The sequence below is a fragment of the Nocardia tenerifensis NBRC 101015 genome (genome assembly GCF_000308715.1).
GTDB classification, from domain to species: Bacteria; Actinomycetota; Actinomycetes; order Mycobacteriales; family Mycobacteriaceae; genus Nocardia; species Nocardia tenerifensis.
The window spans coordinates 1-26709 of the sequence record NZ_BAGH01000103.1; the positions used below are offsets into that span (position 1 = coordinate 1).

The following is a 26709-nucleotide window of genomic DNA, read 5'->3' on the forward strand; positions in this document are numbered from 1 at the left end:
AGGTCCAGGGCAAGAAGGATCAGAAGCTGCAGAAGCGGCTCAAGGACGAGCTGGCGTGGGTGCGCTCGGGCGCCAAGGCGCGCCAGGCGAAGAACAAGGCCCGCCTCGGCCGGTACGAGGAGATGGCGGCCGAGGCCGACAAGCACAGGAAGTTGGATTTCGAGGAGATCCAGATTCCGGCGGGCCCGCGCCTGGGCAATGTGGTGGTCGAGGTCTCGCACCTGGACAAGGGCTTCGGCGATCGTCCGCTCATCAAGGATCTGTCGTTCACGTTGCCGCGCAACGGCATTGTCGGCGTCATCGGCCCGAACGGCGTCGGTAAGACCACGCTGTTCAAGACCATCGTCGGGCTCGAGGCGCCGGACAGCGGCGAGGTGAAGGTCGGCGAGACGGTCAAGCTGAGCTACGTCGACCAGAACCGCGCGGGCATCGACCCGAAGAAGAACGTCTGGCAGGTCGTGTCCGAGGGGCTCGACTTCATCCAGGTCGGCAACCAGGAGATGCCGTCACGCGCGTACGTCAGCGCGTTCGGCTTCAAGGGTCCGGATCAGCAGAAGCCCGCGGGCGTGCTCTCCGGTGGTGAGCGCAACCGGCTGAACCTGGCGCTCACCCTCAAGCAGGGCGGCAACCTGATCCTGCTCGACGAGCCGACCAACGACCTCGACGTGGAGACCCTCGGCTCGCTGGAGAACGCGCTCGAGCAGTTCCCCGGCTGCGCCGTGGTCATCTCCCACGACCGGTGGTTCCTCGACCGCACCTGCACCCACATCCTGGCGTGGGAGGGCGACGCCGACAACGAGGCCAAGTGGTTCTGGTTCGAAGGAAACTTCGAGGCCTACGAGGCCAACAAGGTCGAGCGCCTCGGCCCGGAAGCCGCTCGCCCGCACCGGGTTACGCACCGCAAGTTGACCCGCGACTGAGCTCAGCCGATCGCGGAGACCGCGAGCCCGGACCGAATCGCGCCGTCGAGCACGGCGTTCGACGACTCGGTCCGGGCTCGCGTCGAAATACCGTACGGCCGTTATGTCTCGGATCCGGCACAGCGGCCGACGACCGGCGCACACGGCCACCGTAAATCTCGCTAGGGTGGAACCCGTGAATGCGCAGGCACAGTTCGAGCAATCGGCGGTCCCCACCGTCGACCTGAGGGCCGAGCTGAACCGAGGTGCTTCGGCCCAGTTGCCGCCACAGAAAGACCCTGTCGCGCACACCTGACGTTCGCGAGTCCGAACGATGCTGTGCCGAGATCAATCATCCGAGCTGGGCAATCGCGTGGCGAACACCGCCGTGATGGTGAACACCCCAGGATTGGAAGGGATTTCACCCCCTCGTCTTCCACGCACAGCTACTCTCGGACCGGCGTCGCTTTGTTACGGAACCGAATCCGAGGAGTTGGCGAAAAAATGACGGTCTCGTCCGAATTGTCCGGTGCGGCGTGGGCCGCGAGTCTGCCGCAGGCACTGCGCGGCGAACTCGCGACCCTCGAGGAGGCGTATTTCCGCCACGTCGACGCCGGCGATGTGGACTGCGCGATCACCGGCATCACTCAAATCTTCCGGCGGCACATGGAGTTGGCCATGCGTCGCCCGGCCGACCGGGCACTGGTCCGGGTGTACCACCCCGACGACGGCTCCGGCCTCGGCGCGGCGGTCCAGGTCGTCACCGACGACATGCCCCTACTCGTCGAGTCGATCACCTCGTCGCTGAACCGGCTCGGGGTCAGCGTGAGCGAGGTCATCCACCCGATCTTCGAGGTCGAGCGCGACGCCGACGGCCTACTCCAGCACGCCGCCCCGCACGAGGTCGACGGCACCAACGGCGCGACCGCGCTGCGCGAATCCTGGATGCACCTGCAACTGCACCCGGCCACCAGCCGCGCGCTGCTGACCCGGATCGAAGCGGGCATGCCGAACGTGATCGCCGACGTGCGCCAGGTCATCGGCGACACCGAGGCCATCAAGGACGTGCAGAGCAGGCTGGCCGACGACCTCGAGCTGGCCGCGAAGTCGGGCACCTCGCCGTTCCCCGACACCGACCTGGTGGACACCGCGAACCTGCTGCGCTGGCTGGCCAGCGGCAACTTCACCGTGCTCGGTTACGGCCGCTATCAGCTGAGCGTCGAGCAGGGACAGGAGTCGTCCAACGCCCTGCCCGGCACCTGCCTCGGCGTGCTCCGGCCCGACGTCGGCACCGATTTCCGGGTGCCGATCAACGCCGCCGACCGGCCGCTGCTGATGCTCACCCAGGGCCTGGTGCCCGCTACAGTGCATCGCTCGGTATACCCGTACTTCATCGGCGTCGCCGACGTCGACGAGGCGGGGAACATCGTCGGCGAGCACCTGTTCATCGGCGTCTTCACCACCACCGCGGTGCACGAGAACGTGCTCGACATCCCCGTGATCGAGCGTCGCGTGCGCTCGGTGATCGAGGAGAGCGGCTTCGATCTGGAGTCGTTCTCCGGGCAGGCGATGCTCGAGGTCATCCAGTCCTTCCCGCGCACGGAACTGTTCTCCTCCGATGCCGAGGCGATGCGCCGCACCGCCCTCGCGGTGCTGAACATCGGCCTGCGCCGCCAGGTTCGGCTGTTCCTGCGCGCCGACGGCTACGGCCGCTTCGTCGCCTGCATGGTCTACCTGCCGCGCGACCGCTACACCACCAAGGTGCGCCTGGAGATACAGGACATCCTGGTCCGCGAACTGGGCGGGGTCTCCATCGATTACTCCGCCAGAGTCGGCGAAAGCGACTTGGCCAGTGTGTATTTCACGGTGCGGATGCCCGAGACCGAGCACGGCGCCCCGCGTTACGCCGCACCGGCCGCGGACACCTCCGAGGCCAACCGGCTGCGCATCCAGGCGCTGCTCGCCGAGGCGAGCCGCACGTGGGAGGACCTGCTGAACGACGAGGTCAGCAGGTCGACGATGCTGGATCCCGCAGTGGTGCAACGCTATTCGGCCGCGTTCCCGGACGCCTACAAGGAGGACTTCGAGGCGCCCCGCGCGCTCGCCGACATCGTCCGCCTCGAGCGCCTGCGTGAGGGCGGCATCGATCAGCACCTGTACCGGAACGCGGACTCGGAACCGGGCACGTGGCGCTTCTCGCTCTACGTGGCAGGCCCCGGCATCTCGCTGAGCCAGGTGCTGCCGGTCTTGCAGAGTCTGGGCGTGGAGGTGGTGGACGAGCGCCCCTACCAGCTCGAGCTCGAACCCCAGCCCGGCGGCGATCCGAGCACCGGCGGCGAGCGCTGGATCTACGACTTCGGTCTGCTGGCCCGGCCCGAACTGCTGCGCAGCGCGCTCGATCGCGACCTGGACGCGGAGCTGCTCGAGTCGTCCAAGCGGGCCGCTGTGCTCGAGGCCGAGGTGCAGGGTCTGCGCGAACGGTTCACCGAGGCCTTCGAGGCGACCTGGTACGGCAAGGCGGAGGCGGACGGGCTCAACGAACTCGTTCTGCGCGCGCGGCTGCCGTGGCGCGCGGTCTCCATCCTGCGCACCTACGCGAAGTACCTGCAGCAGGCCGGTTTTCCGTACAGCCAGGCCAATATCTCCCGGGTGCTGCTCACCTACCCGGACGTGGCGCGGCTGTTCGTCGACCTGTTCGCGGCCCGCTTCGACCCGGACACCTTCTCGGCCGACCACGCCGCCGAGCTGGAGGTGCAGGTCCGCGGCCGCATCGACGACGTGGTCAGCCTCGACGCCGACCGCATCCTGCGCGCCATCCTCAACCTGATCAGGGCGACGCTGCGCACCAACTACTACGTCACCGACGCCGAGGGCATGCCGCGCGACTACGTGTCGGTGAAGGTCGAGCCGCGCGAGATCAACGAATTGCCCAAGCCCAGGCCGCAATTCGAGATCTTCGTGTACTCGCCGCGGGTCGAGGGCGTGCACCTGCGCTTCGGCTCGGTGGCCCGCGGCGGCCTGCGCTGGTCGGACCGGCTGGAGGACTTCCGCACCGAGGTGCTCGGCCTCGTCAAGGCGCAGGCGGTGAAAAACGCCGTCATCGTGCCGGTCGGCGCCAAGGGCGGCTTCGTCGTGAAGCAGCCGCCCGCCGCCACCGGCGATCCCGTCGCGGACCGTCAGGCGCTCGGCGCCGAGGGCGTCAGCTGCTACCGCACCTTCATCTCCGGCCTGCTCGACGTCACCGACAACGTGGATCGCGCGACCGGCGAGGTGCGCCCGCCCGCCCGCGTGGTGCGCCGCGACGGCGACGACACCTACCTCGTGGTCGCCGCCGACAAAGGCACCGCCACGTTCTCCGATATCGCCAACGACGTGGCCAAGCGCTACGGCTTCTGGCTCGGCGACGCGTTCGCCTCCGGCGGCTCGGCGGGCTACGACCACAAGGCGATGGGCATCACCGCGAAGGGCGCGTGGGAGAGCGTCAAGCGCCACTTCCAGGAGATGGACATCGACACCCAGACCCAGGACTTCACCGTCGTGGGCATCGGCGACATGAGCGGTGACGTCTTCGGCAACGGCATGCTGCTCTCCGAACACATCCGCTTGCTCGCGGCGTTCGACCACCGGCACATCTTCCTGGACCCGAACCCGGACACCGCCGCCTCCTACGCCGAACGCCAGCGCATGTTCCAACTGCCCCGTTCGTCGTGGGCGGACTACGACGCGTCGCTGATCAGCAAGGGCGGCGGCGTCTACGACCGAACCGTGAAGTCGGTGCCGATCAGCCCGGAGGTCCGAAAGGCGTTGGGGCTGGCCGACGATGTGGACTCGCTGTCCCCGCCCGAGCTGGTGCGCGCCATCCTGCTCGCGCCCGCTCAGCTGCTGTGGAACGGCGGCATCGGCACCTACATCAAGGCGAGCACCGAATCCAATGCCGAGGTGGGCGACAAGTCCAACGATCTGGTCCGCGTCAACGGTAATCAGTTGCGCGTCAAGGTGATCGGCGAGGGCGGCAACCTGGGCGCCACGGCGCTCGGCCGGATCGAGTTCTGCCGCAACGGCGGCAAGATGAACACCGACGCCCTCGACAACTCCGCCGGCGTCGACTGCTCCGACCACGAGGTCAACATCAAGGTGCTGCTCGACGGCGTGGTCAGCGCGGGCCAGCTGCCCGAGCCGGAACGCAACCCGTTGCTCGCCTCGATGACCGACGAGGTCGCGCGGATGGTGCTGGAAGACAATGTGGCGCAGAACTTCCTGATGGGCATGTCCCGCACCGACGCGCCGCAGATGCTGAACGTGCACATGCGCCTCATCGACGATCTCGAGCAGCGTCGCGGCCTCGACCGGGAGCTGGAGGCGCTGCCGTCGGACGCCGAGCTCGAGCGCATGCTGGACGAGGGCGCGGGCCTGACCTCGCCCGAACTCGCCAATCTTATGGCGCACGTAAAGCTTTCGCTCAAGTCCGACCTGCTCGACACGGACCTGCCGGACAGCCCGTTCTTCGTCACCCGGCTGCCTGACTACTTCCCGACGCCGCTGCGCGAGCGCTTCGGCGCCGCGATCAAGAAGCACCGGCTGCGCCGGGAGATCCTCACCACGATGATCGTGAACGAGATGGTCGACTACGGCGGCATCACCTACGCGCACCGGCTCAGCGAGGAGACCGGCGCGACGGCCACCGACGCGGTGCGCGCGTTCGCGGCGGCCACCGAGATCTTCGGCCTGCCGGAGATGTGGGCGCGCATCCGCGCGGCCGACGCCACCACCGCCGTGCGTGACCTGCTGGAACTGGAGACCAAGCGGACGCTGGACCGGGCCTCGCGCTGGTTCCTGAGCAACCGGCCCCAGCCCATCGCGGTCGGCGCGGAGATCAACCGCTACTGCCAGGACGTGCAGGCGCTCGCGCCGAAGGTGCCGGGCTGGCTGCGCGGACACCACGTCGCGACGCTCACCGATCAGTCGGCCGAGCTCATCGCCCGCGGTGCGCCGACCGAGCTGGCCACCGAGGTGTTCGGGCTGCTCAACCTGTTCCCGCTGCTCGACATCGTGGACATCGCCGACATCACCGATCGCGACGGCGACGAGGTCGGCTCGCTGTACTACGCGCTCAACGAGCACCTCAAGATCGACTGGCTGCTCCAGGCGGTGAGCCACCTCGAACGGGGAGACCGCTGGCACTCGCTGGCCCGGCTCGCGCTGCGCGACGACATGTACTCGTCGCTGCGCTCGCTGACCCTCGATGTGCTCTCCGCCGGCGACCCGGAGGAGAGCGCGGACGAGAAGATTGCATACTGGGAGTCGAAGAACCAGTCTCGGCTCGGGCGTGCCCGGGCCGCGCTGTCGGAGTTGTTCGAGTCCGGAACCCACGATCTCGCCACGCTGTCGGTCGCCGCGCGACAGGTGCGAAGCATGGTGAGCGGGGTGGGCGCCCAATCGGAGGTACCACGTTGACGAGCTCGCTGAACGGCCACGGGAAACCGGAGGGTGGAAACACCCTGCTGCCCAAGCGCTTTCACACCCAGGTGGAGGTCAGGTGGTCGGACATGGATGCTTTCCAGCATGTGAACCATGCCCGCATGGTGACCCTGCTGGAGGAGGCACGCATCCCATGGCTGCTCGAACCGGGCCGGCCGACGGCCGCGCTCGGGACCGGCTGTGTGCTGGCCGACCTGCGGGTGCGTTACCGCGGTCAGCTCCGGCACGAGGACACACCGCTCGATATAGCGATGTGGATCCAGCAGCTGCGGGCGGTCGACTTCACCATCGGCTACGAGGTGCGGGCCGCGGGCGCGGCGCCGGACTCGCCGGCCGCGGTGATCGCCTCCACCCAGATCGCCGCGTTCGACATGTCCGCCCAGCGCCTGCGCAGGCTGACCGAGGCCGAACGCGACTATCTCGCCGAATGGCTGGACTGATCGGCATCGGCGGTTATCGGTCGAGAACGGCAGCACGGCCGTGATGGCAGAACAACGCGTATTGCACGTGTCCGATCCGGCGGAGCGGGAGAACCTCGCGACGTTCCTGACTCGGGCCGTGCGGCTGGACCCCGCGGCGGTGGTGCGTATTCGCCGCCGCGGGGATCGGTACGTATCCGGTTGGGTGGCAACGGGTTTCGAGGCGCTCGCGGTCCGCACCATCGTCGGTGAACTCGGCGTAGACGACGTCACCGTCGGCGCCGACCTGGTGCTGGCCGGACTCGGCTCCGGCCTGCCCATCGATTTGGGCTACTCGATGGACTCCGCGTGGCGTGGCGCGCTGCCGCCGGTGGACGGTTTTGCCCACATCGATGACGTCCCCGCCCGCACCCTGGTCGAGCTCGCCGAGCAGGGCGCGCAACTGGCGAAGGAGCATGGCAGCAGCCACGGCCCGCCGGCCTCGCTGCTCGACCAGACCGTGCTCACCGTGTCCGACGCCGACACCGAGGTGCGGGTCCCGATGCGCGTCGTGTTCGCCCTCACCGCAATGGATTTCATCCCGCACTCCGGCGACAAGGCGGACTCGCGGCGCATCCTGCCCTCCGAGATAGTCCGGGTCCGCGCCACCAACACCTGGCTGCGCATCGACGCGCGGTACGGTTCGGTGGCTCGCCGTCGGGCGGGCGGAATCTCGCTCTCGCCTAGCTGATTCGGGCACGCGGCCTACAACTAGTCGCGTGAGACGAGACGACGCAGAAGCGCGCGGCCTACAGCTCGCGCATCAGATGAGACGCAGAAGCGCGGTGGTCGCCGCGGCGGCGAGAATGATCAAGAGAATGGGCTGCTTTCGCCACGCGAGCACCCCGGCGACGAGAACTCCTGCGGGCAGGGCGAAGTCGAATCCACCGGAGCCGGTCGGCAATGTGGTGACCGCCACCAGCGCGGCGAGCAGCACCACCGCGCCTACCTCCACCAGCCGAACAGCTCGGGCGGGGAAGCGGACACGGTCGCGCAACGCGGGGCCGACCCAGCGAAACGCATAGGTCCCCAGAATCAGGGCAATAATGCTCGCCGCCAATATCATTCGGCACTCGATTCGCACTTGCGCCTGTCGGGGGACGTAACGCCCTCCGGCGCAGCACTTTCCGGTTCCTTCACTCGACCCAGAAAAATCAGCCCCGAAAGCGCGACCAGTACAGGTATTCCCGTCGGCAAGAACGGCGAACTAGCCACCGCCGCACCGGCTCCCACCAACGCCACCCGCAGCGTCGCCCTGTCCCGCAACGCCGGAACGATCAACGCCAGCAGCACCGCCGGGAACACCGCGTCCAACCCGAACGCCGACGTGTCCGGCACGAATGTCCCGATCAGCACGCCGAGTGCGGCCCCGGCGGGCCAGCCGAGCAGAATGCCGAAACCGCACACCCAGTACGCGGCCCGCTTGCGCTCGGCGTCCGACTCGGCCAGCGTCATCGCCACCGACTCGTCGTTCATCAGGTGCACGCCGAGAAACCGCCGCCACCCGGTGCCCACCGCGTCCGGCACCGACAACCCGTACGGCAGATGCCGGGCATTGACCACCAGCCCCGCGAGCAGAGCGGCGATCGGACTGCCGCCGCCGGCGATGATCCCGATGAACAGAAACTCCGAACCCGCCGCGAGCACGGTGACGCTGAGCACGATGGGCAACCACGCGGGCAAGCCCGCGGTGGCGGCGGTCGCGCCGTAGGACAGACCGATCACGAAGACCGCGAGGCACACCGCCACGATCCCCGAGAACCTGTCCCGGCCGAGTGTTCGCCATGTCGAACGCATGTAGCTTATAGTGAACACCGTGACCCGATCCGTCAACACACTTCCGATGGTCACGAGGGAGGACGAGTGGCAGAGCAGAACCCGCCGGCAGGTCCACCGCAGGCGGTGATCGCTGCGGCATTGCGTCGCGAACGCACCCGCGCCGGGCTGTCGCTCACCGAGGTGGCAAACCGCGCCGGCATCGCGAAATCGACGCTCTCCCAACTGGAATCAGGCACCGGCAATCCGAGCCTGGAGACGCTTTGGGCGTTGTGCGTCGCCCTCGACATGCCCTTCTCCGGTCTGCTCGACCCGCCGCGCCCCGCCGTCCAGGTGATCCGCGCGGGGGAGGGCCCGGTGGTGGCCGCGGCCGAGTCCGATTACCGCGCAACCCTGTTGGCCGCGAGTCCGCCTAACTCCCGCCGCGATTTGTTCCGCATCACCGCCGAACCCGGCCACGCCCGCCGCTCCGACCCGCACATCCCCGGTGTGTTCGAACACGTGCTGCTCGCCCGCGGGCGCGCGCGCGTCGGCCTGCTCGACGAACCCGTCGAACTCGCCGCCGGCGACTACATCTCCTACCCGGGCGATCTCCCGCACGTCTTCGAGGCGCTGGCCCCGGGCACGTGGGCGACCCTGGTCATCGAATACACCTGAGTCAGGCGGCGCCTTCGCCGAGATACTGCAGCCACACCGGGTCCAGCTCTGCGGTGGTGGACAGCAGTCGCCAGTGCGGACCCTTGGGCGAGACCAGCGGCGAGCGCAGCGTCCAGCCCAGTTCGCTCAGCATCTTGTCGGCCTTGCGGTGGTTGCACGGCGCGCAGCTGGCGACGCAGTTCTCCCAGGAGTGTTCGCCGCCGCGGCTGCGCGGGATGACATGGTCGATGGTCTCGGCCTTGCCGCCGCAGTAGCCGCACCGATAGCGGTCGCGGTGCATGAGGGCGGCACGGGTCATCGGGACGCGCGCCCGATAGGGAACGTGAACGTAGGTGCGCAGGCGGATGACCGACGGGATGGCGACGGCGGACTCGGCCGAGTGGATGACCGGGCCGTCGGCGTCCCCGTGGACGGTGTCGGCCTTGTCGCAGATGAGCAGGACGATCGCGCGACGCGCGGACAGGGCGGTGAGCGGCTCGTAGGTGGCGTTCAGAAGCAGCACCCGGCGCTTCAACCAGCTCGGAGTCTCGCTGGGCGACGGTGCGGAGCGGTGCGCGTGATCGGGATGACCATGGTGCGCGCCCGGATAATGATCGGACAGGATGTGCAGCGGAGTAGCCCCCGAGCCACGATTGTGGACGTCGGCGGGCTGGAGTTGTCGATGTGTCCGCGCCTCGTGTGATCGGGCGCCGTGCCGCTGCTTCATCTGGACCTCAATTTCATGATTGGCAGGATCATGTTGTTAGCTCGGCAGAGACTGCCACTCAGTTGACCATGGAACGTCGGCTATTGCACGGTGATTTTCAACAATGTCCGGTTAACTGTGGCTGAAGAGCCGCCGCTCCGCGATGCATCGCCCGGCGAAACCGCGATGTGGGCCGCCGATGCCGGGGACGGGCACAATGGACGTCGGCGCATCCAGCGAATCGAGAGGGTCTATGACTTCGGGCGAGCAGACAGCAGCGGCTTCGGCAGAGCAGACGGCCGCGTCGTTCTACGAGGCGGTCGGCGGGGCGGAGACGTTCCGGCGGATCGTCGCGGCGTTCTACCGCGAGGTGGCCGGCGACGAGGTGCTGCGGCCGCTCTACCCGGAGGAGGACCTCGGCCCGGCCGAGCGCCGGTTGCGCATGTTCCTCGAGCAGTACTGGGGCGGCCCGCGCACCTACAGCGAGGAGCGCGGTCATCCCCGGCTGCGGATGCGGCACAACCCGTTCACGATCGGCCCGCTCGAGCGCGACGCGTGGCTGCGTTGCATGCGAATCGCCGTGGCGGAGATCGAACCCGAGGTGCTCGATGACGAACATCGCAAGGCATTACTGGACTACCTGGAGATGGCGGCGAATTCGCTGATGAACGCACCCTGGTAGGGGTGTTTCGGTCGAGAACCGAGACGGGCCGAGGGTTTTCGGCGCGTCCCGGGGGACGCTGGCTGTTTGCCGGAAGTCGAGATAGGTGCTCCGCCTAAGGGTTTTTGCCGCAAAACTTTGGCACTATTGCGGATGTGACTGAAACACCCGCCGTGCCGGTGCCGGTGGATCGCGCCACGCAACCGTGGTGGCGGTCGGCCGTGTTCTACCAGGTCTACCCCAGGTCCTTCGCGGATTCCGACGGTGACGGAGTCGGTGATCTCGGCGGCGTCCGCGAGAAGATCGGCTACCTAGAGCTGCTCGGCGTCGACGCCCTCTGGGTCTGTCCGGTGATGACGTCGCCGATGGCCGACGGCGGCTACGACGTCGCCGATCCCCGCGACATCGACCCGCTGTTCGGCGGGCTCGCCGCGATGGATGAGCTGATCGCCGAGGCGCACTACCGCAATATCAAGATCACCATGGACTTGGTGCCGAACCACACCAGCAACGAGCACCCCTGGTTCCTCGCCGCGCTCGAGGCCGGGCCGGGCAGTCCGGAACGCGCCCGCTACCTCTTCCGCGACGGCCGCGGCCCCGGCGGTGACGAGCCGCCGAACAACTGGCCGAGCATCTTCGGCGGACCCGCCTGGACCAGGGTCACCGAGCCCGACGGCACGCCAGGCCAGTGGTACCTGCACATCTTCGCCCGCGAACAACCCGACCTGAACTGGGAAAATCCCGAGGTCGCCGCCGATTTCGAGAAGACACTGCGGTTCTGGCTCGATCGCGGCGTCGACGGCTTCCGCCTCGACGTGGCACACGGCATGGCCAAACCGCCGGGGCTGCCGGACATGGCGGAGGTCAAGTCCAGCCTGCTCAGCAATGACGACGACGATCCGCGCTTCAACAACCCCGGCGTGCACGAGATCCACCGCCGCATCCGCAGGGTGCTCGACGACTACCCCGACGCCGTGTCGATCGGCGAGGTGTGGGTCGACGACAACACCCGGTTCGGCGAGTACCTGCGCCCCGACGAACTGCACCTCGCCTTCAATTTCCGGCTCGCCAAGACCGCCTTCACCGCCGACGACGTGCGCGCGGCCGTCGACAACTCGCTCGCCGCGGTCGCGCCGGTGGCCGCCTCGCCCACCTGGACCCTGTCCAACCACGACATCGAGCGCGAGGTCACCCGCTACGGCGGTGGCGCGCAGGGCGTGGATCGGGCCCGCGCGATGATCCTGCTCGAACTCGCGCTGCCCGGATCGGTATTCATCTACAACGGCGCCGAATTGGGCCTGCCCAACGTCGACGACCTCCCCGACGAGGCATTGCAGGATCCGACCTGGGAGCGCTCGGGGCACACCGAACGCGGTCGCGACGGCTGCCGCGTGCCGATGCCGTGGGAGGGCGCCACGCCCCCGTTCGGCTTCACTACCGGCACACCGTGGCTGCCCATGCCCGCGGACTGGGCGGGTTACACCGTCGAGGCGCAACTCGAGGAGCTCGGCTCCACCCTCTCGCTGTACCGGATGGCCATCGAATTGCGTAGTGTCCGACCGGAATTCAGCGGTGACCGGGTCGAGTGGTACGGCAGCCCGCCCGGCTGCCTCGCCTTCCGTCGCGAGGGGGGACTGGTCTGCGTGCTGAACGCCTCGCAGGCCCCGACCCAGCTCCCGCCCGGGGATGTGCTGCTGGCCAGCACGCCGCTGACCGCCGGCCAGCTCCCGCCGAACGCCGCAGCCTGGCTCGTGTAGTGGAGCCGCTGTAGCAGCTCCACTACATCGCAGTTGTGCTGCGGTGGAACCGGCTACGCCCGCACGCTGTGGCCGAAGCGGTCTGGTGCTCAGTCACGGGCGATCTGAACGGTGGATCTCTCCCTCGAACTGCACGGCGCCGACGCTGTGCTGAGCCAACGCCTCGTCACCAGGCGGCGTCTTCAGCCAGCCTCGACTGCGGAAGGTTCCGCTGTAGCCGGCGAACCGGCCCGTCGCCTCGGCAACCGTGTACTCGACTTCCAGCGTCGAGGATTCACCGTCGGCGCCTGGACGTAGGAAGGCCCGATCATTCGTGTACAGCCGCGAGCCGTCGTGGTCGAGGAACTCGTGAAACATGGTGTAGGTCAGGCTCCCGTCATCGAGTTTCACCAGTTCGCTCGTCGGCTCGCCGTAGGCGGCGCCTGTCACCGTGCCCGTCACCGCGCCGATTCCAGCAGTGTCCGTCACGGTGAGCAGAGTGGCCGAACCATTCATGACGATGCGGTCGTCCGCCGCTGCGGGAGTCTTGTCGGTCATGGCCTCTTCCTCCATTGTCTCGGTGTTGCCTGCCCGCACCAGGATTGAGAGATTTTCCTATTTTGACAAAGAAGTTTGCCGAATCAGCAAATCGCCGACGTGAGCGTCTCCCGACACGAATCGGCGACGAGGGCACCAGAAGAGGAACTACTACACAGCATCGTCTACCGTTGGACCGTGAGCATTCTCGAGACAGTGCTGATCTTCGCCGGCATCCCGCTGGTGATCTACGGTGCGATCGCCGGATTGTCGTATCTCGGTAAGCCACTCCCCGGTGAGAAGCCGGCCCACTACGAGCTGGGTCAGCGGTGGACGGCGGCGCCGGTGCTGTGGAGCGCGACCGACGAGGTGACCTCGGCAGTCCACCACGAACGTGCCGAGGAGTCGCACGACCACCACGCCGAGACGTCGCATGGTCATCATGCGGCGATCGACGCACCCACGGCGGAGCTGATCGGAGGCCGGGCAAGTGGCAAATTCTAAGTGGCCCGCGGTGGTCGAGTCCGACCTGCCGCACGGGTACGTGGTCACCACCAGCGGACGCGTCTCCGGCGTGCACGAGGCGGGCGACGTGTTCAAGGAGGCCCCGTTCAGCGATGACGAGCGCCTCGCCATGGACAACGTGCTGACCGAGGCGACCCGCGCGACCAAGGTGCGGTTCAACGTCTACATCGGCGATCTCGGCGCCGATCCGGCCGCGGGCGCGGACGCGATCTTCCCGTCGACCCCCGACGCGACGCGTTCGGTGCTCATCGCCGTCTCGCCGAATGACAAAGCGATCGAGGTGCGCTCCGGCCGCGAGGTCGCCGACCGCGCCAACGACCGCGTCTGCCAGCTCGGCGTCACCGCCGCGTCCAGCTCGTTCCGGCAGGGACAGTTGATCGACGGCCTGGTCTCCGCAGTCCGCGTGATGGCCGCCGCGATCGGCCGCTGAACCCCCTCCCGCCCGCGCGGCGGAGTCGCGAGCGATGCTTCCGGCGCGCTCACCCCTTCCCGGGTGAGCGCGCCGCCCGCGTTCGCCGACAAGACAATTGGGTTGCCGCCCCGCCGGTGACTCGCGCACGGTGGTGCGATGAAGATTCTTGTGACGGGAGCGACCGGCAATATCGGCCGCATGGTCGTCGACCACCTGCTCGCCGGTGGAGCCGACGATGTCCGGGTGCTGACCAACCATCCGGAGCGGGCCGCGCTGCCCGCGGGCGTCGAGATCGCCGAAGGCTACCTGCGCAGGATCTCGTCGCTGCCCGCCGCGTTCGACGGCGTGGACCGCATGTATCTGGCGCCGGTGCTGGACACGATCGACGAGGTGATGGCGCTGGCCCAGCAGGCAGGTATCCGGCACGTCGTGGACCTGTCCGGCGAGGCGCACTGGACGCCGATCGCGGAGGCGGTCGAGCGGTCGAAGCTCGACTGGACCCACCTGTTCGCCGTCGACTTCCAGGAGAACGCCGCGATGTGGGCCGAGCAGATCCGCGCGTCCGACGAGATCCGCGACCCGTACCCGGAGGTCGAGAGCGTGCCGATCGCCATGGACGACATCGCCCGCGTCGCCGCGAAAGTTCTGCTCTCCGAGGGCCACAGCGGACAGACCTACCAGCTCACCGGTCCCGAGGTGCTCACCCGCGCCGAGCGCGTCCGGCAGATCGGCGTCGCCCTCGGCCGCCCGCTCACCGTCCGGCAGGTCGGCCACACGGAGGCGATCGAGGTCTTCGCGCGGACCATGCCGAACCCCCGGTGGTACGTCGAGGCCACGGCGACGATGGTGGGCTGGCACCCTGAGCCGACCACCACCATCGCCGACCTCACCGGCGCCCCCGCCACCACGTTCGCCCGCTGGGCTGCGGCGAATACCGCTGTCTTCCAGTAAGGCTCACCGGCGACGGGCCGTGACGCGCACGAGGCGGTCACGTCCCGTCGCCCGGCGGCCAGGGCGTGTCGCAGTCCCATCCGGCGCCTCTACGGTCCAGCTCGCCGCCTGGCCGCGTTGTCGTCGTCGCCGATACAAACCCGGTATCGGCTCCTCCTCCGCCTTGCCAGACGACGAACCGAACCGCGGAGGCATCCGGCCGGACTTCGACACAGGCCCTATCGCGCGTCGAAAGCCCTTGCGCGCAAAGCGCGTTCGACGCCCGCCTTGCCCTCGATCACCAGGCGGCGCAGCGCCGGCGGGTGCTCCCCGGCCAGGAACTTGTCGGCCACGGCCACGGCGTCCTCGCTGATCGCCCAGGACGGGTAGAGGCCGACGACCACGGTCTGCGCCACCTCGCTGGAGCGACGCTCCCACACGCCGGGAACGTCGGCGAAGTAGCGGTCGACGTAGGGCGCGAGCAGCTCGCCCTGACCGGCCGGGGCGAAGCCGGCGATCGTCGCGCGGGCGGTGATGTTGGAGACGGAGTCGTCCTCGATCACCTTGACCCAGGCCTGCTCCTTCACCTCCGCGAGCGGGCGGGCGGTCGCGGCCGTCGCGGCGTGGCGCCTGCCCGCCGCGGTCGGATCCTTGGCCAGTTCCTGATCGATGAACGGAGTGTCGAGGCCGTCGGCGTCGATCTCGCCCGCCGCCGCGAGCGCGATCACGATCCGCCAGCGCAGGTCCGTGTCGATCACCAGACCGGTGAGGCCGACCTTGGCCGGGTCGCCGTCGAGCAGCTCGCGCAGCACCTCGGTGTGCCAGGCGGAGAGCTTGGCGCCGGTGAGCGCGTTGACGAAGGCGAGCTGGTGGTCCGAGCCCGGCGCGGCCTCGCGGGCCAGCTCGAGCAGCCGGTTGGCGTAGTCGGTCCAGCCGGTCTCCGCCGCCCACGCGGGCTCGGCGTAGCTGCGCAGCGCGAGGTTGGCCTGCATCAGGAGTCGTTGCACCACACCGATCTCGGTCTCCGCGCCGACGCCGCGCTGGACGAGGGCGAGGAAGTCGCGCGCCCGGAACTCGGCCTGCCTGGTCATCTCCCAGGCCGCCGACCAGGCGAGGGTGCGCGGCAGCGGCTCGGCGATGTCGGCGATCCGGTTGACGAGCACGTCCAGCGAGCCGGCGTCGAGCCGGACCGAGCAGTAGGTCAGGTCGTCATCGTTGATCAGCACGAGCTGCCCGCTCGCTACGCCGACCAGCTCCGGCACCTCGGTGCGCTCGGCGGCCTGGACGTCGAGCTCGACGCGCTTGGTACGCACCAGCTTTCCGTCCTGGTCGTCGTAGACGCCGATGGCGAGCCGGTGCACGCGGCGCTCGCCCGCACCCGGCTCCGCGCCGCCCTGCAGCACGGCGAACGAGGTGAACTTGCCCTCGTCGTCGACCGTGAAGTCCGGGCGCAGCGTGTTCAGCCCGGTGGTCTTGAGCCACTGCGCGCCCCAGCCGGAAAGATCACGGCCGGAAGACTTCTCGAGCGCCGCGAGCAGATCGTCGAAGGTGGCGTTGCCATAGGCGTGGTCGGCGAAGTAGGCGCACAGACCGGCCAGGAACGGCTCGAGCCCGACGTAGGCGACGAGCTGCTTGAGCACGCTCGCACCCTTGGCGTAGGTGATGCCGTCGAAGTTCACCTCGACCGCGGCCAGGTCGGGGATGTCGGCCGCGATCGGGTGGGTGGAGGGCAGCTGGTCCTGCTGGTACGCCCAGGACTTCTCCGCGTTCGCGAAAGTGGTCCAGGCGCTGGTGTATTCGGTCGCCTCCGCCTGGCACAGCACCGAGGCGAAGGTGGCGAACGACTCGTTCAGCCACAGGTCGTCCCACCACTTCATGGTGACCAGGTCGCCGAACCACATGTGCGCCATCTCGTGCAGCACGGTCTCGGCGCGGCGCTCGTAGGACGCGCGGGTCACCTTGGAGCGGAAGACGTAGTCCTCCAGGTAGGTCACCGCGCCCGCGTTCTCCATCGCGCCCGCGTTGAACTCCGGCACGAACAACTGGTCGTACTTGCCGAACGCGTATGGCACGCCGAAGTTGTCGTGGTAGAAGCCGAAGCCCTGCTTGGTCTCGGTGAACAGCCGCTCGGCGTCCATGTGCTCGGCGAGCGAGGCGCGGCAGTAGATGCCGAGCGGGATGCTGCCGTGGTCGTCGGTGTAGACGTCGGTCCACTCCGCGTACGGGCCCGCGATGAGCGCGACCAGGTAGGTGCTCATCCTCGGCGTCGTGCGGAACAGGTGCTTACCCGGTTCCGCGATAAGGGTATCCACGACCGCGCTGTTGGAGATGACCTTCCAGTCGGGCGCGGCCGTCACGCTGATGTCGAAGGTGGCCTTCAGGTCCGGCTGGTCGAAGCACGCGAACATCCGCTTGGCGTCGGCGGTTTCGAACTGCGAGTACAGATACACCGCGTCGTCGGTCGGGTCGACGAAGCGGTGCAGGCCCTCGCCGGTGTGCGAGTACTCGCAGTCGGCCTCGACGACCAGCTCGTTGGTCTCGGCCAGATCGGGCAGCGCGATGCCGGTGGACTCGTCGTAGCCGGAGACGTCGAGCGCGGTGCCGTTGAGCACCGCCGAGCGCACGCCGCGGGCCACCAGATCGATGAAGGTGCTCGCACCGGGCGTCGCGGTGAAGGTGACGGTGCTGCGGGAGAAGAACGTCTGCTCGCCCGGTTTGCCCGCACCGTCGGTCAGGTCGAGGTCGATGCGGTAGTTATCGACCTTCACCGTCGATGCGCGTTCGATCGCCTGGTCGCGAGTCAGGTTCGGTGCGGACATATGGCTCCTTCGGGTTCGAAGAACTAGCTCGGGCGTACCCCACGATGCCACCTGGGTAAGGTTGCCCGCGCGGGACTTTTCTCGACGTGAACACTGAACCCTATCCACGATCGGAGCTGCGGAGTGAAGCATGTGCACGCCGGCAAGGTGCGCGACCTCTACGAAGACGGCGACACCCTGCTGCTCGTCGCCTCCGATCGGGTCTCGGTCTACGACGTCGTGCTGCCGACGCCGATTCCGGACAAGGGCGCGCTGCTGACCCAGCTGTCCAACTGGTGGTTCGACTACTTCGCCGACGTGCCCAACCACATCGTCACGGCCACCGACGTGCCCGCCGAGTTCGGCGCGCGCGCGATCCGGGTCAAGCCGTTGAAGATGGTGCAGGTCGAGTGCATCGCCCGCGGGTATCTGACCGGCTCCGGGCTGAAGGAGTACGAGCGGGAGGGCTCGGTGTCCGGCGTCGCGCTGCCGCCCGGCCTGCGCGAGGGCGACCGGCTGCCCGAGCCCATCTTCACCCCGACCACCAAGGCGTCCGAGGGCCACGACGAGTCCATCACCTTCGCCGACGTGGTGAACCAGGAGGGCCGCGAGGTCGCCGAGCGCTTGCGCGAGCTGACCCTGCACATCTACTCCCGCGGCGCGGCCCACGCGGCGGAGCGCGGCGTCATCGTCGCCGACACCAAGGTCGAGTTCGGCTGGGACGGTGACACTCTCACCCTCGGCGACGAGGTGCTCACCTCCGACTCGTCGCGCTTCTGGCCCGCCGCCGAGTGGGCGCCCGGCCGCCCGCAGCGCTCCTTCGACAAGCAGTTCGTCCGCGACTGGGCCACCTCGACCGGCTGGAACAAGGAGTACCCCGGCCCGGAGATCCCGGCCGACATCGTCGAGGCCACTCGCCAGAAGTACGTGGAGGCCTACGAACTCGTCACCGGCCGCACTTGGAGCGGGGCGCCCCGCTAGTCGGATCTGGCGGGTGCCCCGCTGATCGGATCTGGCGAGGTGCCCTGTTAGTCGGACCTGGCGGTGCCCCGCTGGTCAGATCTGGCGGGTGCCCCGCTGATCAGATCGGGCGGGTGTCCCGTTAGTCGGAACTGGCGGTGCCCCGCTGGTCGGAACTGGCGGTGCCCCGCTGGTCGGAACTGGCGGTGCCCCGCTGGTCGGAACTGGCGGTGCCCCGCTGGTCGGATCTGGCGGTGCCGCGCTGGTCGGATCTGGCGGGCGCCCCGCTGGCCAGATCTGGCGGGTGCCCCGTTAGTCGGAACAGGCGGTGCCCCGCTGGTCGGATCTGGCGGGCGCCCCGTTAGTCGGATCTGGCGGCTGCCTCGCTGGTCAGGACTGGCGGGTGCCCCGCTGGTCAGGACTGGTCGAGGTGCTCGCGCAGCCGGTCCAGGTACGGACGCTGGCCGGCGCCGAGCTTGTCGTGCGCGGTGGCGAGATCGAACCACGCGGCCCGGTCGATCTCCGGGAAGCTGGCCATCCGCCCCGAGCGCGGCGGCCACTCCATCTCGAACTCGCCGGGCACCACCTCGGCCGGGTCCAGATCGCCCTCGACCGCCCAGACTGTGAGCGTCTTCTTCCCCTTGCCGCTGCTGTAGCGCACGTCGCCGAGCGGAATCCAGTCGCCGGGCGGCACGAACAGCCCCAGCTCCTCGTGGAACTCGCGGCTGGCCGCCGCCCGCGCGTCCTCCAGTTCCGGCTCGTACTCGCCCTTCGGAATCGACCACGCGCTGTCGTCCTTCTTCGCGAAGAACGGCCCGCCCATGTGCCCGATCAACACCTCGACGTCCGCATCGGCCGTCCGGCGGAACAGCAGAACCCCCGCACTCGTCTTATCCGTCACACCGAGCAGTCTGCCGCACGCGCGGCACCGGTGTTCATCGATGGCGGAGCTGGGCGGCGCGCAGGGTGAGGTAGTGGTTCTCGGGCGCGCTGGGGGTGCGGCTCGCCGCGGTGGTGTAGGCGGTGATTGGCGGCCTCGACATCGCCCGCCATTTCGTGGAGATGGCCGCGGACCGCGTTGAGCCGGTGGTTGCCCGCGAGCTGGTCGTCCAGTGCCGCAACGACTTCCAATCCCGCCTGCGGTCCGTGCACCATCGCGACCGCGACGGCGCGGTTGAGCGTCACGATCGGGTTGTCCGAGAGCTTTTCGAGCAGGTCGTACAGCGCGAGGATCTTGGTCCAGTCGGTCTCCTCGGCGCTGCGCGCCTGCGCGTGCAGCACGGCGATGGCCGCCTGGATCTGGTACGGCCCCGTAAGTCCCTGTGCCAGCGTGCCTGTGGTGAGCTCGACGCCCTCGGTGATCTGCGCGCGATCCCACAGCGCGCGGTTCTGTTCGGCGAGGGGGATCAGCTCGCCCCGCTCGCCGGTGCGGGCGGCGCGGCGAGAGTCGGTGAGCAGCATGAGGGCGAGCAGCCCGGTGACCTCGGTGTCGCCGGGCAGCGCCCGATGCACCGCGCGGGCGAGCCGGATCGCCTCGCCGGAGAGGTCCGCGCGCTGCAACAGCGGACCCGAGGTGCTGGTACTGCCCTCGGTGAAGATCAGATACAGCACGTGCAGCACGGTCGCGAGCCGCGCCCGCCACTCGGCCGAATCCTGGATCGCCGCACCGTGTTCCGTCGCGGACTGCGCGAACGGCCGCTCGAGGGTCGCCAGCTTCTTCTTGGCGCGCGTGATCCGTTGCGCGATGGTCGCTTCCGGCAGCAGGAACGCGTGCGCGATCTCCGCGGTGGTCAGCCCGCCCACCGCACGCAGCGTCAGCGCGATGGCGCTGGCCGAGGACAGCGCGGGGTGACAGCAGAGGAAGAACATCGCGAGCGTGTCGTCGTAGTCGACCGGCGCGGCGTCGGACACCTCGCGGTCGAACGCCGTTGTCTCCCTGCGCCGCCGGGCCACCTCGGCGCGCACCGCGTCGGCCATCCGCCGCTGCGCCACCTGGATCAGCCAGCCGCGCGGGTTGTCCGGTAGGCCGTCGACCGGCCACTGGGTCGCCGCGGCGAGCATGGCCTCCTGTAGCGCGTCCTCGGCGGTGTCGAAATCGCCGAACCGGCGCACCAACGCACCGAGGACCTGTGGCGCCAACTCGCGCAACAGGTCCTCGGCCCTCGCCGGGAGCGGTGTGTCGTCGGGCACCACTCGCCGGTTGGTCACAGGTCGCTGGCCGGAACGCTCATCACCGGCCGCACCTCGATGTATTCGCCGATCGGTTCACCACCCGGCCCCGGAGCCGCCGAGGCCTGAGCGGCGATCTCGTAGGCCCGTTCCGGGCTTTCCACATCCACGATCCAGTACCCGGCCAGGAACTCCTTCGTCTCCGGGAACGGTCCGTCGGTCACCACCGGCGCCGAGCGGCCGTCGGAGCTGACGACGCGGGCCTCGGTCGGGCCGGTGAGCCCCTGCGCGTCTACCAGCTCGCCCGACTTGGCCAACTGCTCGCCGAGGGCGCGCTGGAAGTCTATGTGCGCCTGGATCTCCTGTGGGGACCATTCGTTGATCGGTGTGTCGCAGAACGCGGGCGGGCTGTAGGTCTTCAGCAGCATGTACTTCATCGAGTCCTCTTTCCGTCTACCGGTCGGCGCGCCGCTGCGGCGCCCTCGCGGTGAGGTCGGACCCCAGCGTGCCGTTTCGACGCATCCCGCCGCGCGGTGAAGTGATCTGTGTCACAACGGTTTCGAGGTGTCGGCCAGGGCCTCCGGATCGACCGGCTCGCCGGACAGGATCAGCTCCTTGATCCGGTCGGTCACGTCCCACACGTTCACGTTCATGCCCGCGAGCACCTTGTTGTCCGCGTCGAGCCAGAACGCGACGAACTCGCGTTTCCCGACATCGCCTCGGGTCACCACGCGCTCGTAGTCGCCGGACGCCGCGTAGCCGGTGTACTCCATGCCGAGGTCGTACTGGTCGGTGAAGAAGTAGGGCAGCCGGTCGTAGCTCGCCTCCTTGCCGAGCATCGTCGCGGCCGCCACGGCGGGCTGATTGAGCGCGTTCGCCCAGTGCTCCACCCGAATTCGCCGATCCAGTACCGGGTGTCGCTGCTCGGCGATGTCGCCGACGGCGACGATGTCGGGATCGCTGGTAGCCAGGTGTTCATCGACGAGCACACCGCCGTCGACGTCGAGGCCGGCGTCGGCGGCCAGGTCGATGTTGGGCCGGGCGCCGACCGCGATGAGCACCGCCTCGGCCTCGATGACGCTGTCGTCGGCGAGCTTCACCCCGCTCGCCAGCCTGGTCCCGATGCCCTCCGTCGTGGTGATCTCGGTGACCTGTGCGCCGAGGCGCAGATCTACCCCGTTGGACCGGTGCAGTTCGGCGAACACCTCGCCCATCTCCGGCCCGAGCGCCGCGAGCAGCGGCTGGTCGGCGGTCTCGACGATGGTCACGGCGAGGTCGGCGGCCCGCGCCGCCGCGGCGACCTCCAGCCCGATCCAGCCCGCGCCGATGATCACGAGGCGCTGGGCGGCGCCGGCGAAGAACTCGATCAGGGTGTCGGAGTCCTCGATGCTGCGCAGCGTGTACACATTGGGCGCGTCGGCGCCGGGAATGGACAGCGTGCGCGGCGTCGAGCCGGTGGCCAGCGCCAGCTTGTCGTAGGACAGCGTCGAACCGTCCGGCAGGGCGACCGTTTTCCGCGCCGGATCGATGCCCTCGACGGTCGTGCCGACCCGGACCTCGACGCGGTGATCGCGATACCACTGACGCGGGTGCACGGTGAACTCGGCGAGCTGTTTCTTGCCCGCCATATGTTCCTTGGACAGCGGCGGGCGCTCGTAGGGCAGCCACTCCTCCGCGGCGAGCAGCGTTATCGAACCGGGAAAGTCGTTGGCGCGCAATGCTTCCGCCAGCTTGGCCGCGGCTAGGCCGCCACCGACGATGACGAAACGCTCATCCGAACCCATGCGGACTCCTTGTCGAGAGGGAACCGGGACTCCTGCCGCTAGACCCTACTGGGACCGGCCGCGGCATCAGCCGGAAACGCGATCACCCGATGGGAACGAATCCGCCGCCGCCGTGGTTGGCTCCCTATAGCGGCGGGCCTGAGCGCCGCCCGTCCAGCATGCGATTCGAGAGGACCCGTCGTGAGTGAGAAGAGCAAGGATGTAGCCGATTTCTGGTTCGATCCGCTGTGCCCCTGGTGCTGGATCACCTCCCGCTGGATCCTCGAGGTCGAGCAGGTGCGCGACATCGAGGCGCGGTTCCATGTGATGAGCCTGTCGGTGCTGAACGAGGGCAAGGAGGGCCTGCCCGAGCAATACCGGGAGCTGCTGGCCGTCGGTTGGGGCCCGGTCCGCGTCCTCATCGCCGCCGCGCAGCAGCACGGCGACAAGGTGCTGCCGCCGCTCTACACCGCGATGGGCACCCGCCTGCACAACCGTCGCGAGGAATACGAGCGCGAGTCGCGCAAGGACACCCTGGTCGCGGTGATCGCCGACTCGCTCGCCGAGGCGGGCCTGCCCGCCGAGCTGGCGAAGGCCGCCGAGAGCACCGACTACGACGAGGCGTTGCGCAAGAGCCACCACGAGGGCATGGACAAGGTCGGGCCCGACGTCGGCACGCCGACCATCCACATCAACGGCACCGCGTTCTTCGGGCCGGTGCTGTCCCGGATTCCGCGGGGGGAGCAGGCGGGCAAGCTGTGGGACGCCGCGGTGACGCTGGCGGACTACCCGCACTTCTACGAGCTCAAGCGCACTCGGACCGAGGAACCCGAGTTCGACTGAGCGCGTGCGAGTGCCGCAGGCATTCTTCCTGCGGCACTCGGAGTTTGCTTGCTACGGAACGGGTTTCGGCGGGAGCGCCGGAGCCTGGTAGCCGGTCGGATATCCGGTCGGCACGGCTCCCGAAGGCGGGGACGGCCGCAGCCACAGCTTGCCGTGCCTGCTGCGGTCGCGCAGTGCCCACATGCGCCACGTCAGCACCGGGTGCGAGGACATGGCGTTGACCACCCAGACGAAGAAGCCCTTCTCCAGCGCGGCCCGATCGGCCATCTCGTCGAAGCCGACCAGCGTGTTCAGGTACTTGCCCGCCGCCAGCGTGCCCATCGCCGCGGGCGCGCCCGTGTGCCGGTTGCAGTAGCCGTGGTTGTCGGCGGTGTACTCCTGCGCGCGGATCAGCGAGTTGCCGATCAGCGGCAGGAACGGGACGAGGAACATGCCGAGCTGACGCCAGTAGGACGCGTGGCCCGCCGCGATATGGCCGACCTCGTGACCGATGATGAACGCCAGCGCGTCGGGTTCCCTTGCGGCGCCGCCGATCTCGAACAGATCGCTGTAGACCGCGACGAAGCGGCGAAACCCGTGCCCGCTGGCGAACGCGTTGATCTGACCGTTGCCGAGCACCACGTACGCGTCGGGCACCTTCGTCATGCCGAACCGCGCCGCCGCCTCGACCACCATCTGGTAGCCCTCCGGGAACTGCGTCGGCGACATCTTCACGCCGTTCACCCGCTGGGTGGAGTAGAGCATGCCGCGACCGAGCCAGATCAGCAACGGCGCGGACACCAGGATCAGCACGTACTGGTTGAAGAAGTTGCCCAGTATCAAGAGCAACAGCGCGAACGCGTACGCGAGGACCGTCAGCAGGACGACCACGATGAGCATCGGGATCTCCCAGCTGTGCCGGGCGGGCATGCCGAACGGCGACAGTCCGCGCGGCTGCTGAGTCGGCGGCACGTTCGGCGGAACCGGAGCGCCCGGGTACGGCCCGTACTGCTGCGGCGTCGGGTAGGGCGGCGGCGAGCCGTAGGGCGCGTCCTGCGCCTGCGCCCACCCGTACGGGTCGACGTGCGGGCCCGTCCGATGGGGCTGGGGTTCGTGCGGCTGCATGAAAGGAACTCTATTCAGTTGCTGGGAACGGAGGAGGTGTCTCGGCCGTGGCCACGGCGGCGCTGTGGTTCACGACACGGTCGTGGCTCCCACGACACTGCCGAGACATCTCTCGATTCGCGAGAAGGGGCGCCGATGTTAATCGAGCCGCGTGCCCCTTCGTCACGTGCCCGGAACCGGCCTGACAGAATGCCTGCCATGCGCGTATACCTCGGTGCCGACCATGCCGGTTTCGAACTCAAGAACCACGTCAAAGACCACCTGGAGAAGGCAGGCCACGAGGTGGTCGACTGCGGCGCCCTCGAATACGACGCGCTCGACGACTACCCCGCCTTCTGCATCGAGGCCGCCCGCCGCACCGTCGCCGACCCCGGCAGCCTCGGCCTGGTCTTCGGCGGCAGCGGCAACGGCGAGCAGATCGCCGCCAACAAGGTCCCCGGCGCCCGCTGCGCCCTCACCTGGAGCGTCGAGACCGCCCAACTCGCCCGCCAGCACAACAACGCCCAGCTCGCCGGCATCGGCGGCCGCATGCACTCCACCGAAGAGGCCCTCGCCATCGTCGACGCCTTCGTCACCACCGAATGGTCCGGCGAACAGCGCCACCAGCGCCGCATCGACATCCTCGCCGAATACGAGAAGACCGGCGAAGCCCCCGCCGTCCCCGCTTACTGACCGAGTAATTGCGCTGTGCCTGAAGGTCATACGCTGCATCGGCTTGCGCGGTTGCATCAGAAGCGGCTGGCGGGGGGTGTGGTGCGGGTGTCTAGTCCGCAGGGGAAGTTCGCGGCGGGGGCGGCTCGGGTGGACGGTCATGTGCTGACGCGGGCCGAGGCGTGGGGGAAACACCTGCTGCACCACTACGATTCGGGGTTGGTGGTGCATGTGCACCTCGGGTTGTACGGGAAGTTCACCGAGTCCGAGCTGCCGATGGGCGAGCCGGTGGGGCAGGTGCGGATGCGGATGCTCGGCGCGCCGGACGGGCAGCCGGGTTTCGGCACCGATCTGCGCGGACCGACGGCGTGTGAAGTTCTGCTCGCGCCGGAGGTCGAGGCGCTGACCGATCGTCTCGGCCCCGATCCGCTACGCCGCGGCGCGGATCCCGACCGTGCGTGGCGGCGAATTCACCGCTCGCGCAGGCCCATCGGCGCGCTGCTGATGGACCAGCAGGTGGTCGCCGGCGTCGGCAATGTCTACCGTGCCGAAGTGCTATTCCGGCACCATATTTCGCCGTTCCGGCCGGGCACGGCGCTGTCCGTCGACGAGTGGTCGGCGATGTGGGCCGATCTGGTCGCGTTGATGAAGGTGGGCGTGCGCGTCGGCAAGATGGTCGTGGTCCGGCCCGAAGACGACCACGGCGCACCGTCTTACGCGGCGGACCGGCCGCGCACCTACGTCTACCGGCGCAAGGGCGAGCCGTGCCGCATCTGCGGCACCCCGGTCGCGCACACGGTGCTGGAGGCGCGAAACCTCTTCTGGTGCCCCACCTGTCAGCCGGACTAGGGGCGGGGGCGGCCGTCTCAACCAGCGACGGCCGTGTCTATCTCCGGTTCGTCGGCGAGCGCGAACCGCCGCCCGCCCGCCGTCTTCGCCGAGTACATCGCGCGGTCGGCGCGGCGCAGCAGATCGCTGAAGTCACACGAACTTCCCGGCGGACAGAACGCGGTGCCGACGCTCGCCGAGACCGGCACCGGCCCCGCCGTCGACCACACCGGATCGCGCAGCGCGGACACGATCCGATGGGCGAGGTCGCCGAGCGTGTTGTGCGGCGGATTGACCGCGAGCACGAATTCGTCCCCGCCGTAGCGGCAGATCACCGTGTCCGGCGGGCACACCTCGCGCAGGCGATTGGCCAGCTCCACCAGCACCTCGTCGCCGATCGCGTGCCCGTAGCCGTCGTTGATCTGCTTGAACCGATCGAGGTCGATCAGCAGCAGCCCGACGCCGCGGTTCGGGTCGGTCGACATCAGCCGCACGCGGTCTTGCAGCAGGGTGCGGTTGGCCAGGTCGGTGAGCGCGTCGTGTGTCGCCTCGTGCCGGAGGCGGTGCTGCAGCGCGGCGATCTCCTGCACGCGCAGCGACACCTTGGCGGACAGATTCTGCTCCTGCTGGGCCAGCGCCCGCTCCTGCAGCGCCTGGGCGTAGCTATCGATCGCCTGGCTCGCGACCAACGGCCAGCGGGTGGCAACCAGCGAGCCCGGCGCGCCGGAGGGAAAGCCGAGCAGCCATCGGGAAGCCTGCGCCAGCATCCGGATCCGGTCGAACGGCGCCTCGGTGAGCCTGGCGCCGAGCAACCGCGCCTGCGGTATCGGGAACGGCTC

General features: G+C 68.8%; 24 protein-coding genes and 1 pseudogene. 14 read left to right on the forward strand and 11 right to left on the reverse strand.

Annotation, left to right across the window (positions count from 1 at the left end; all coding sequences use genetic code 11):
- From ON39_RS08350 to ON39_RS08365, 4 genes are all read left to right on the forward strand, one after another.
- The coding region (locus ON39_RS08350; protein ID WP_040732726.1) for an ATP-binding cassette domain-containing protein at nt 1–920 on the forward strand (920 nt) is incomplete at its 5' end.
- 483 nt (nt 921–1403) lie between these two features.
- On the forward strand, nt 1404–6353 hold the full coding sequence (locus ON39_RS08355) for an NAD-glutamate dehydrogenase (RefSeq protein ID WP_040732727.1): 4950 nt from the start codon (nt 1404–1406) through the stop codon (nt 6351–6353).
- An 8-nt stretch (nt 6354–6361) separates the two neighbouring features.
- Nucleotides 6362–6817, forward strand: a complete 456-nt coding sequence (locus ON39_RS08360; RefSeq protein WP_051186409.1) for an acyl-CoA thioesterase — start codon at nt 6362–6364, stop codon at nt 6815–6817.
- Between the two features lie 43 nt (nt 6818–6860).
- Complete coding sequence (locus ON39_RS08365) at nt 6861–7526, forward strand: DUF8185 domain-containing protein (protein WP_040732728.1); 666 nt, start codon at nt 6861–6863, stop codon at nt 7524–7526.
- A gap of 72 nt (nt 7527–7598) precedes the next feature.
- Here the strand turns inward: ON39_RS08365 and ON39_RS08370 are convergent, their stop codons facing one another.
- Both ON39_RS08370 and ON39_RS08375 read right to left on the reverse strand, forming a co-directional pair.
- The gene (locus tag ON39_RS08370) at nt 7599–7901 is read right to left on the reverse strand and encodes an AzlD domain-containing protein (protein WP_040732730.1); all 303 of its coding nucleotides are present in this window, start codon (nt 7899–7901) and stop codon (nt 7599–7601) included.
- Nucleotides 7898–8632: an AzlC family ABC transporter permease gene (locus ON39_RS08375; RefSeq protein WP_040732752.1), complete on the reverse strand. Its 735-nt coding sequence runs from the start codon at nt 8630–8632 to the stop codon at nt 7898–7900. The genes ON39_RS08370 and ON39_RS08375 overlap by 4 nt, the downstream gene beginning before the upstream one ends.
- Nucleotides 8633–8698: 66 nt before the next feature.
- Here ON39_RS08375 and ON39_RS08380 point away from each other — a divergent pair, with 66 nt between their 5' ends.
- On the forward strand, nt 8699–9268 hold the full coding sequence (locus ON39_RS08380; RefSeq protein WP_051186408.1) for a helix-turn-helix domain-containing protein: 570 nt from the start codon (nt 8699–8701) through the stop codon (nt 9266–9268).
- A 1-nt stretch (nt 9269) separates the two neighbouring features.
- Here ON39_RS08380 and ON39_RS08385 read toward each other — a convergent pair whose 3' ends face one another.
- Nucleotides 9270–9974 (reverse strand): HNH endonuclease, encoded by a 705-nt coding sequence (locus tag ON39_RS08385; protein WP_246003091.1) that lies wholly within the window; start codon nt 9972–9974, stop codon nt 9270–9272.
- 232 nt (nt 9975–10206) lie between these two features.
- Between ON39_RS08385 and ON39_RS08390 the strand changes: the two genes are divergently transcribed.
- The gene (locus ON39_RS08390; protein WP_040732732.1) at nt 10207–10635 is read left to right on the forward strand and encodes a globin; all 429 of its coding nucleotides are present in this window, start codon (nt 10207–10209) and stop codon (nt 10633–10635) included.
- A gap of 134 nt (nt 10636–10769) precedes the next feature.
- Nucleotides 10770–12371, forward strand: a complete 1602-nt coding sequence (locus ON39_RS08395) for a glycoside hydrolase family 13 protein (RefSeq protein ID WP_211336419.1) — start codon at nt 10770–10772, stop codon at nt 12369–12371.
- A gap of 93 nt (nt 12372–12464) precedes the next feature.
- On the opposite strand, the gene ON39_RS08400 is transcribed toward ON39_RS08395, so the two are convergent.
- On the reverse strand, nt 12465–12908 hold the full coding sequence (locus tag ON39_RS08400) for a hypothetical protein (protein ID WP_146251279.1): 444 nt from the start codon (nt 12906–12908) through the stop codon (nt 12465–12467).
- Between the two features lie 177 nt (nt 12909–13085).
- Between ON39_RS08400 and ctaJ the strand changes: the two genes are divergently transcribed.
- The 3 genes from ctaJ (at nt 13086) to ON39_RS08415 (ending at nt 14775) form a co-directional block, all read left to right on the forward strand.
- Nucleotides 13086–13391 carry an aa3-type cytochrome oxidase subunit CtaJ gene (gene ctaJ / locus ON39_RS08405; protein ID WP_040732735.1) on the forward strand — a complete coding sequence of 102 codons (306 nt, stop codon included), beginning with the start codon at nt 13086–13088 and terminating at the stop codon, nt 13389–13391.
- Nucleotides 13378–13842 carry a DUF5130 domain-containing protein gene (locus tag ON39_RS08410; RefSeq protein ID WP_040732737.1) on the forward strand — a complete coding sequence of 155 codons (465 nt, stop codon included), beginning with the start codon at nt 13378–13380 and terminating at the stop codon, nt 13840–13842. Before ctaJ ends, ON39_RS08410 begins: the two co-directional genes overlap by 14 nt.
- Nucleotides 13843–13980: 138 nt before the next feature.
- Complete coding sequence (locus ON39_RS08415; RefSeq protein ID WP_040732738.1) at nt 13981–14775, forward strand: NAD(P)H-binding protein; 795 nt, start codon at nt 13981–13983, stop codon at nt 14773–14775.
- Between the two features lie 218 nt (nt 14776–14993).
- Here the strand turns inward: ON39_RS08415 and pepN are convergent, their stop codons facing one another.
- Entirely contained in the window at nt 14994–17573 is a 2580-nt protein-coding gene (gene pepN / locus ON39_RS08420; protein WP_040732739.1) for an aminopeptidase N, read from the reverse strand.
- A 123-nt stretch (nt 17574–17696) separates the two neighbouring features.
- On the opposite strand from pepN, the gene ON39_RS08425 reads away from it, so the two are divergent.
- Nucleotides 17697–18533, forward strand: coding sequence for a phosphoribosylaminoimidazolesuccinocarboxamide synthase (locus ON39_RS08425; RefSeq protein WP_040732742.1), 837 nt, complete (start codon nt 17697–17699; stop codon nt 18531–18533).
- A 394-nt stretch (nt 18534–18927) separates the two neighbouring features.
- On the opposite strand, the gene ON39_RS08430 is transcribed toward ON39_RS08425, so the two are convergent.
- From ON39_RS08430 to ON39_RS08445, 4 genes and pseudogenes are all read right to left on the reverse strand, one after another.
- Nucleotides 18928–19413 carry an NUDIX hydrolase gene (locus ON39_RS08430; protein WP_040732743.1) on the reverse strand — a complete coding sequence of 162 codons (486 nt, stop codon included), beginning with the start codon at nt 19411–19413 and terminating at the stop codon, nt 18928–18930.
- A 34-nt stretch (nt 19414–19447) separates the two neighbouring features.
- Nucleotides 19448–20720 (reverse strand): annotated as a pseudogene (locus ON39_RS08435) (RNA polymerase sigma factor).
- The gene (locus ON39_RS08440) at nt 20717–21118 is read right to left on the reverse strand and encodes a YciI family protein (RefSeq protein ID WP_040732744.1); all 402 of its coding nucleotides are present in this window, start codon (nt 21116–21118) and stop codon (nt 20717–20719) included. Before ON39_RS08440 ends, ON39_RS08435 begins: the two are co-directional and overlap by 4 nt.
- Nucleotides 21119–21229: 111 nt before the next feature.
- Nucleotides 21230–22465, reverse strand: a complete 1236-nt coding sequence (locus tag ON39_RS08445; RefSeq protein ID WP_040732745.1) for an NAD(P)/FAD-dependent oxidoreductase — start codon at nt 22463–22465, stop codon at nt 21230–21232.
- Between the two features lie 180 nt (nt 22466–22645).
- Here ON39_RS08445 and ON39_RS08450 point away from each other — a divergent pair, with 180 nt between their 5' ends.
- Nucleotides 22646–23287, forward strand: a complete 642-nt coding sequence (locus ON39_RS08450) for a mycothiol-dependent nitroreductase Rv2466c family protein (RefSeq protein ID WP_040732746.1) — start codon at nt 22646–22648, stop codon at nt 23285–23287.
- 51 nt (nt 23288–23338) lie between these two features.
- Here ON39_RS08450 and ON39_RS08455 read toward each other — a convergent pair whose 3' ends face one another.
- On the reverse strand, nt 23339–24391 hold the full coding sequence (locus ON39_RS08455; RefSeq protein ID WP_040732747.1) for a M48 family metallopeptidase: 1053 nt from the start codon (nt 24389–24391) through the stop codon (nt 23339–23341).
- A gap of 198 nt (nt 24392–24589) precedes the next feature.
- On the opposite strand from ON39_RS08455, the gene ON39_RS08460 reads away from it, so the two are divergent.
- Entirely contained in the window at nt 24590–25063 is a 474-nt protein-coding gene (locus tag ON39_RS08460; RefSeq protein ID WP_040732748.1) for a ribose-5-phosphate isomerase, read from the forward strand.
- A 15-nt stretch (nt 25064–25078) separates the two neighbouring features.
- Nucleotides 25079–25891 (forward strand): Fpg/Nei family DNA glycosylase, encoded by an 813-nt coding sequence (locus ON39_RS08465; protein WP_040732749.1) that lies wholly within the window; start codon nt 25079–25081, stop codon nt 25889–25891.
- 17 nt (nt 25892–25908) lie between these two features.
- Here ON39_RS08465 and ON39_RS08470 read toward each other — a convergent pair.
- The coding region (locus ON39_RS08470; protein WP_051186410.1) for a GGDEF domain-containing protein at nt 25909–26709 on the reverse strand (801 nt) is incomplete at its 5' end.

Coding starts and splice junctions, on each gene's coding strand:
- ON39_RS08355 (WP_040732727.1), top strand. CDS start 1,404: ATGACGGTCTCGTCCGAATTGTCCGGTGCGGCGTGGGCCGCGAGTCTG.
- ON39_RS08365 (WP_040732728.1), top strand. CDS start 6,861: ATGGCAGAACAACGCGTATTGCACGTGTCCGATCCGGCGGAGCGGGAG.
- ON39_RS08370 (WP_040732730.1), bottom strand. CDS start 7,901: ATGATATTGGCGGCGAGCATTATTGCCCTGATTCTGGGGACCTATGCG.
- ON39_RS08375 (WP_040732752.1), bottom strand. CDS start 8,632: ATGCGTTCGACATGGCGAACACTCGGCCGGGACAGGTTCTCGGGGATC.
- ON39_RS08385 (WP_246003091.1), bottom strand. CDS start 9,974: ATGAAGCAGCGGCACGGCGCCCGATCACACGAGGCGCGGACACATCGA.
- ON39_RS08390 (WP_040732732.1), top strand. CDS start 10,207: ATGACTTCGGGCGAGCAGACAGCAGCGGCTTCGGCAGAGCAGACGGCC.
- ON39_RS08400 (WP_146251279.1), bottom strand. CDS start 12,908: ATGACCGACAAGACTCCCGCAGCGGCGGACGACCGCATCGTCATGAAT.
- ON39_RS08415 (WP_040732738.1), top strand. CDS start 13,981: ATGAAGATTCTTGTGACGGGAGCGACCGGCAATATCGGCCGCATGGTC.
- pepN (WP_040732739.1), bottom strand. CDS start 17,573: ATGTCCGCACCGAACCTGACTCGCGACCAGGCGATCGAACGCGCATCG.
- ON39_RS08440 (WP_040732744.1), bottom strand. CDS start 21,118: ATGAAGTACATGCTGCTGAAGACCTACAGCCCGCCCGCGTTCTGCGAC.
- ON39_RS08445 (WP_040732745.1), bottom strand. CDS start 22,465: ATGGGTTCGGATGAGCGTTTCGTCATCGTCGGTGGCGGCCTAGCCGCG.
- ON39_RS08455 (WP_040732747.1), bottom strand. CDS start 24,391: ATGCAGCCGCACGAACCCCAGCCCCATCGGACGGGCCCGCACGTCGAC.
- ON39_RS08460 (WP_040732748.1), top strand. CDS start 24,590: ATGCGCGTATACCTCGGTGCCGACCATGCCGGTTTCGAACTCAAGAAC.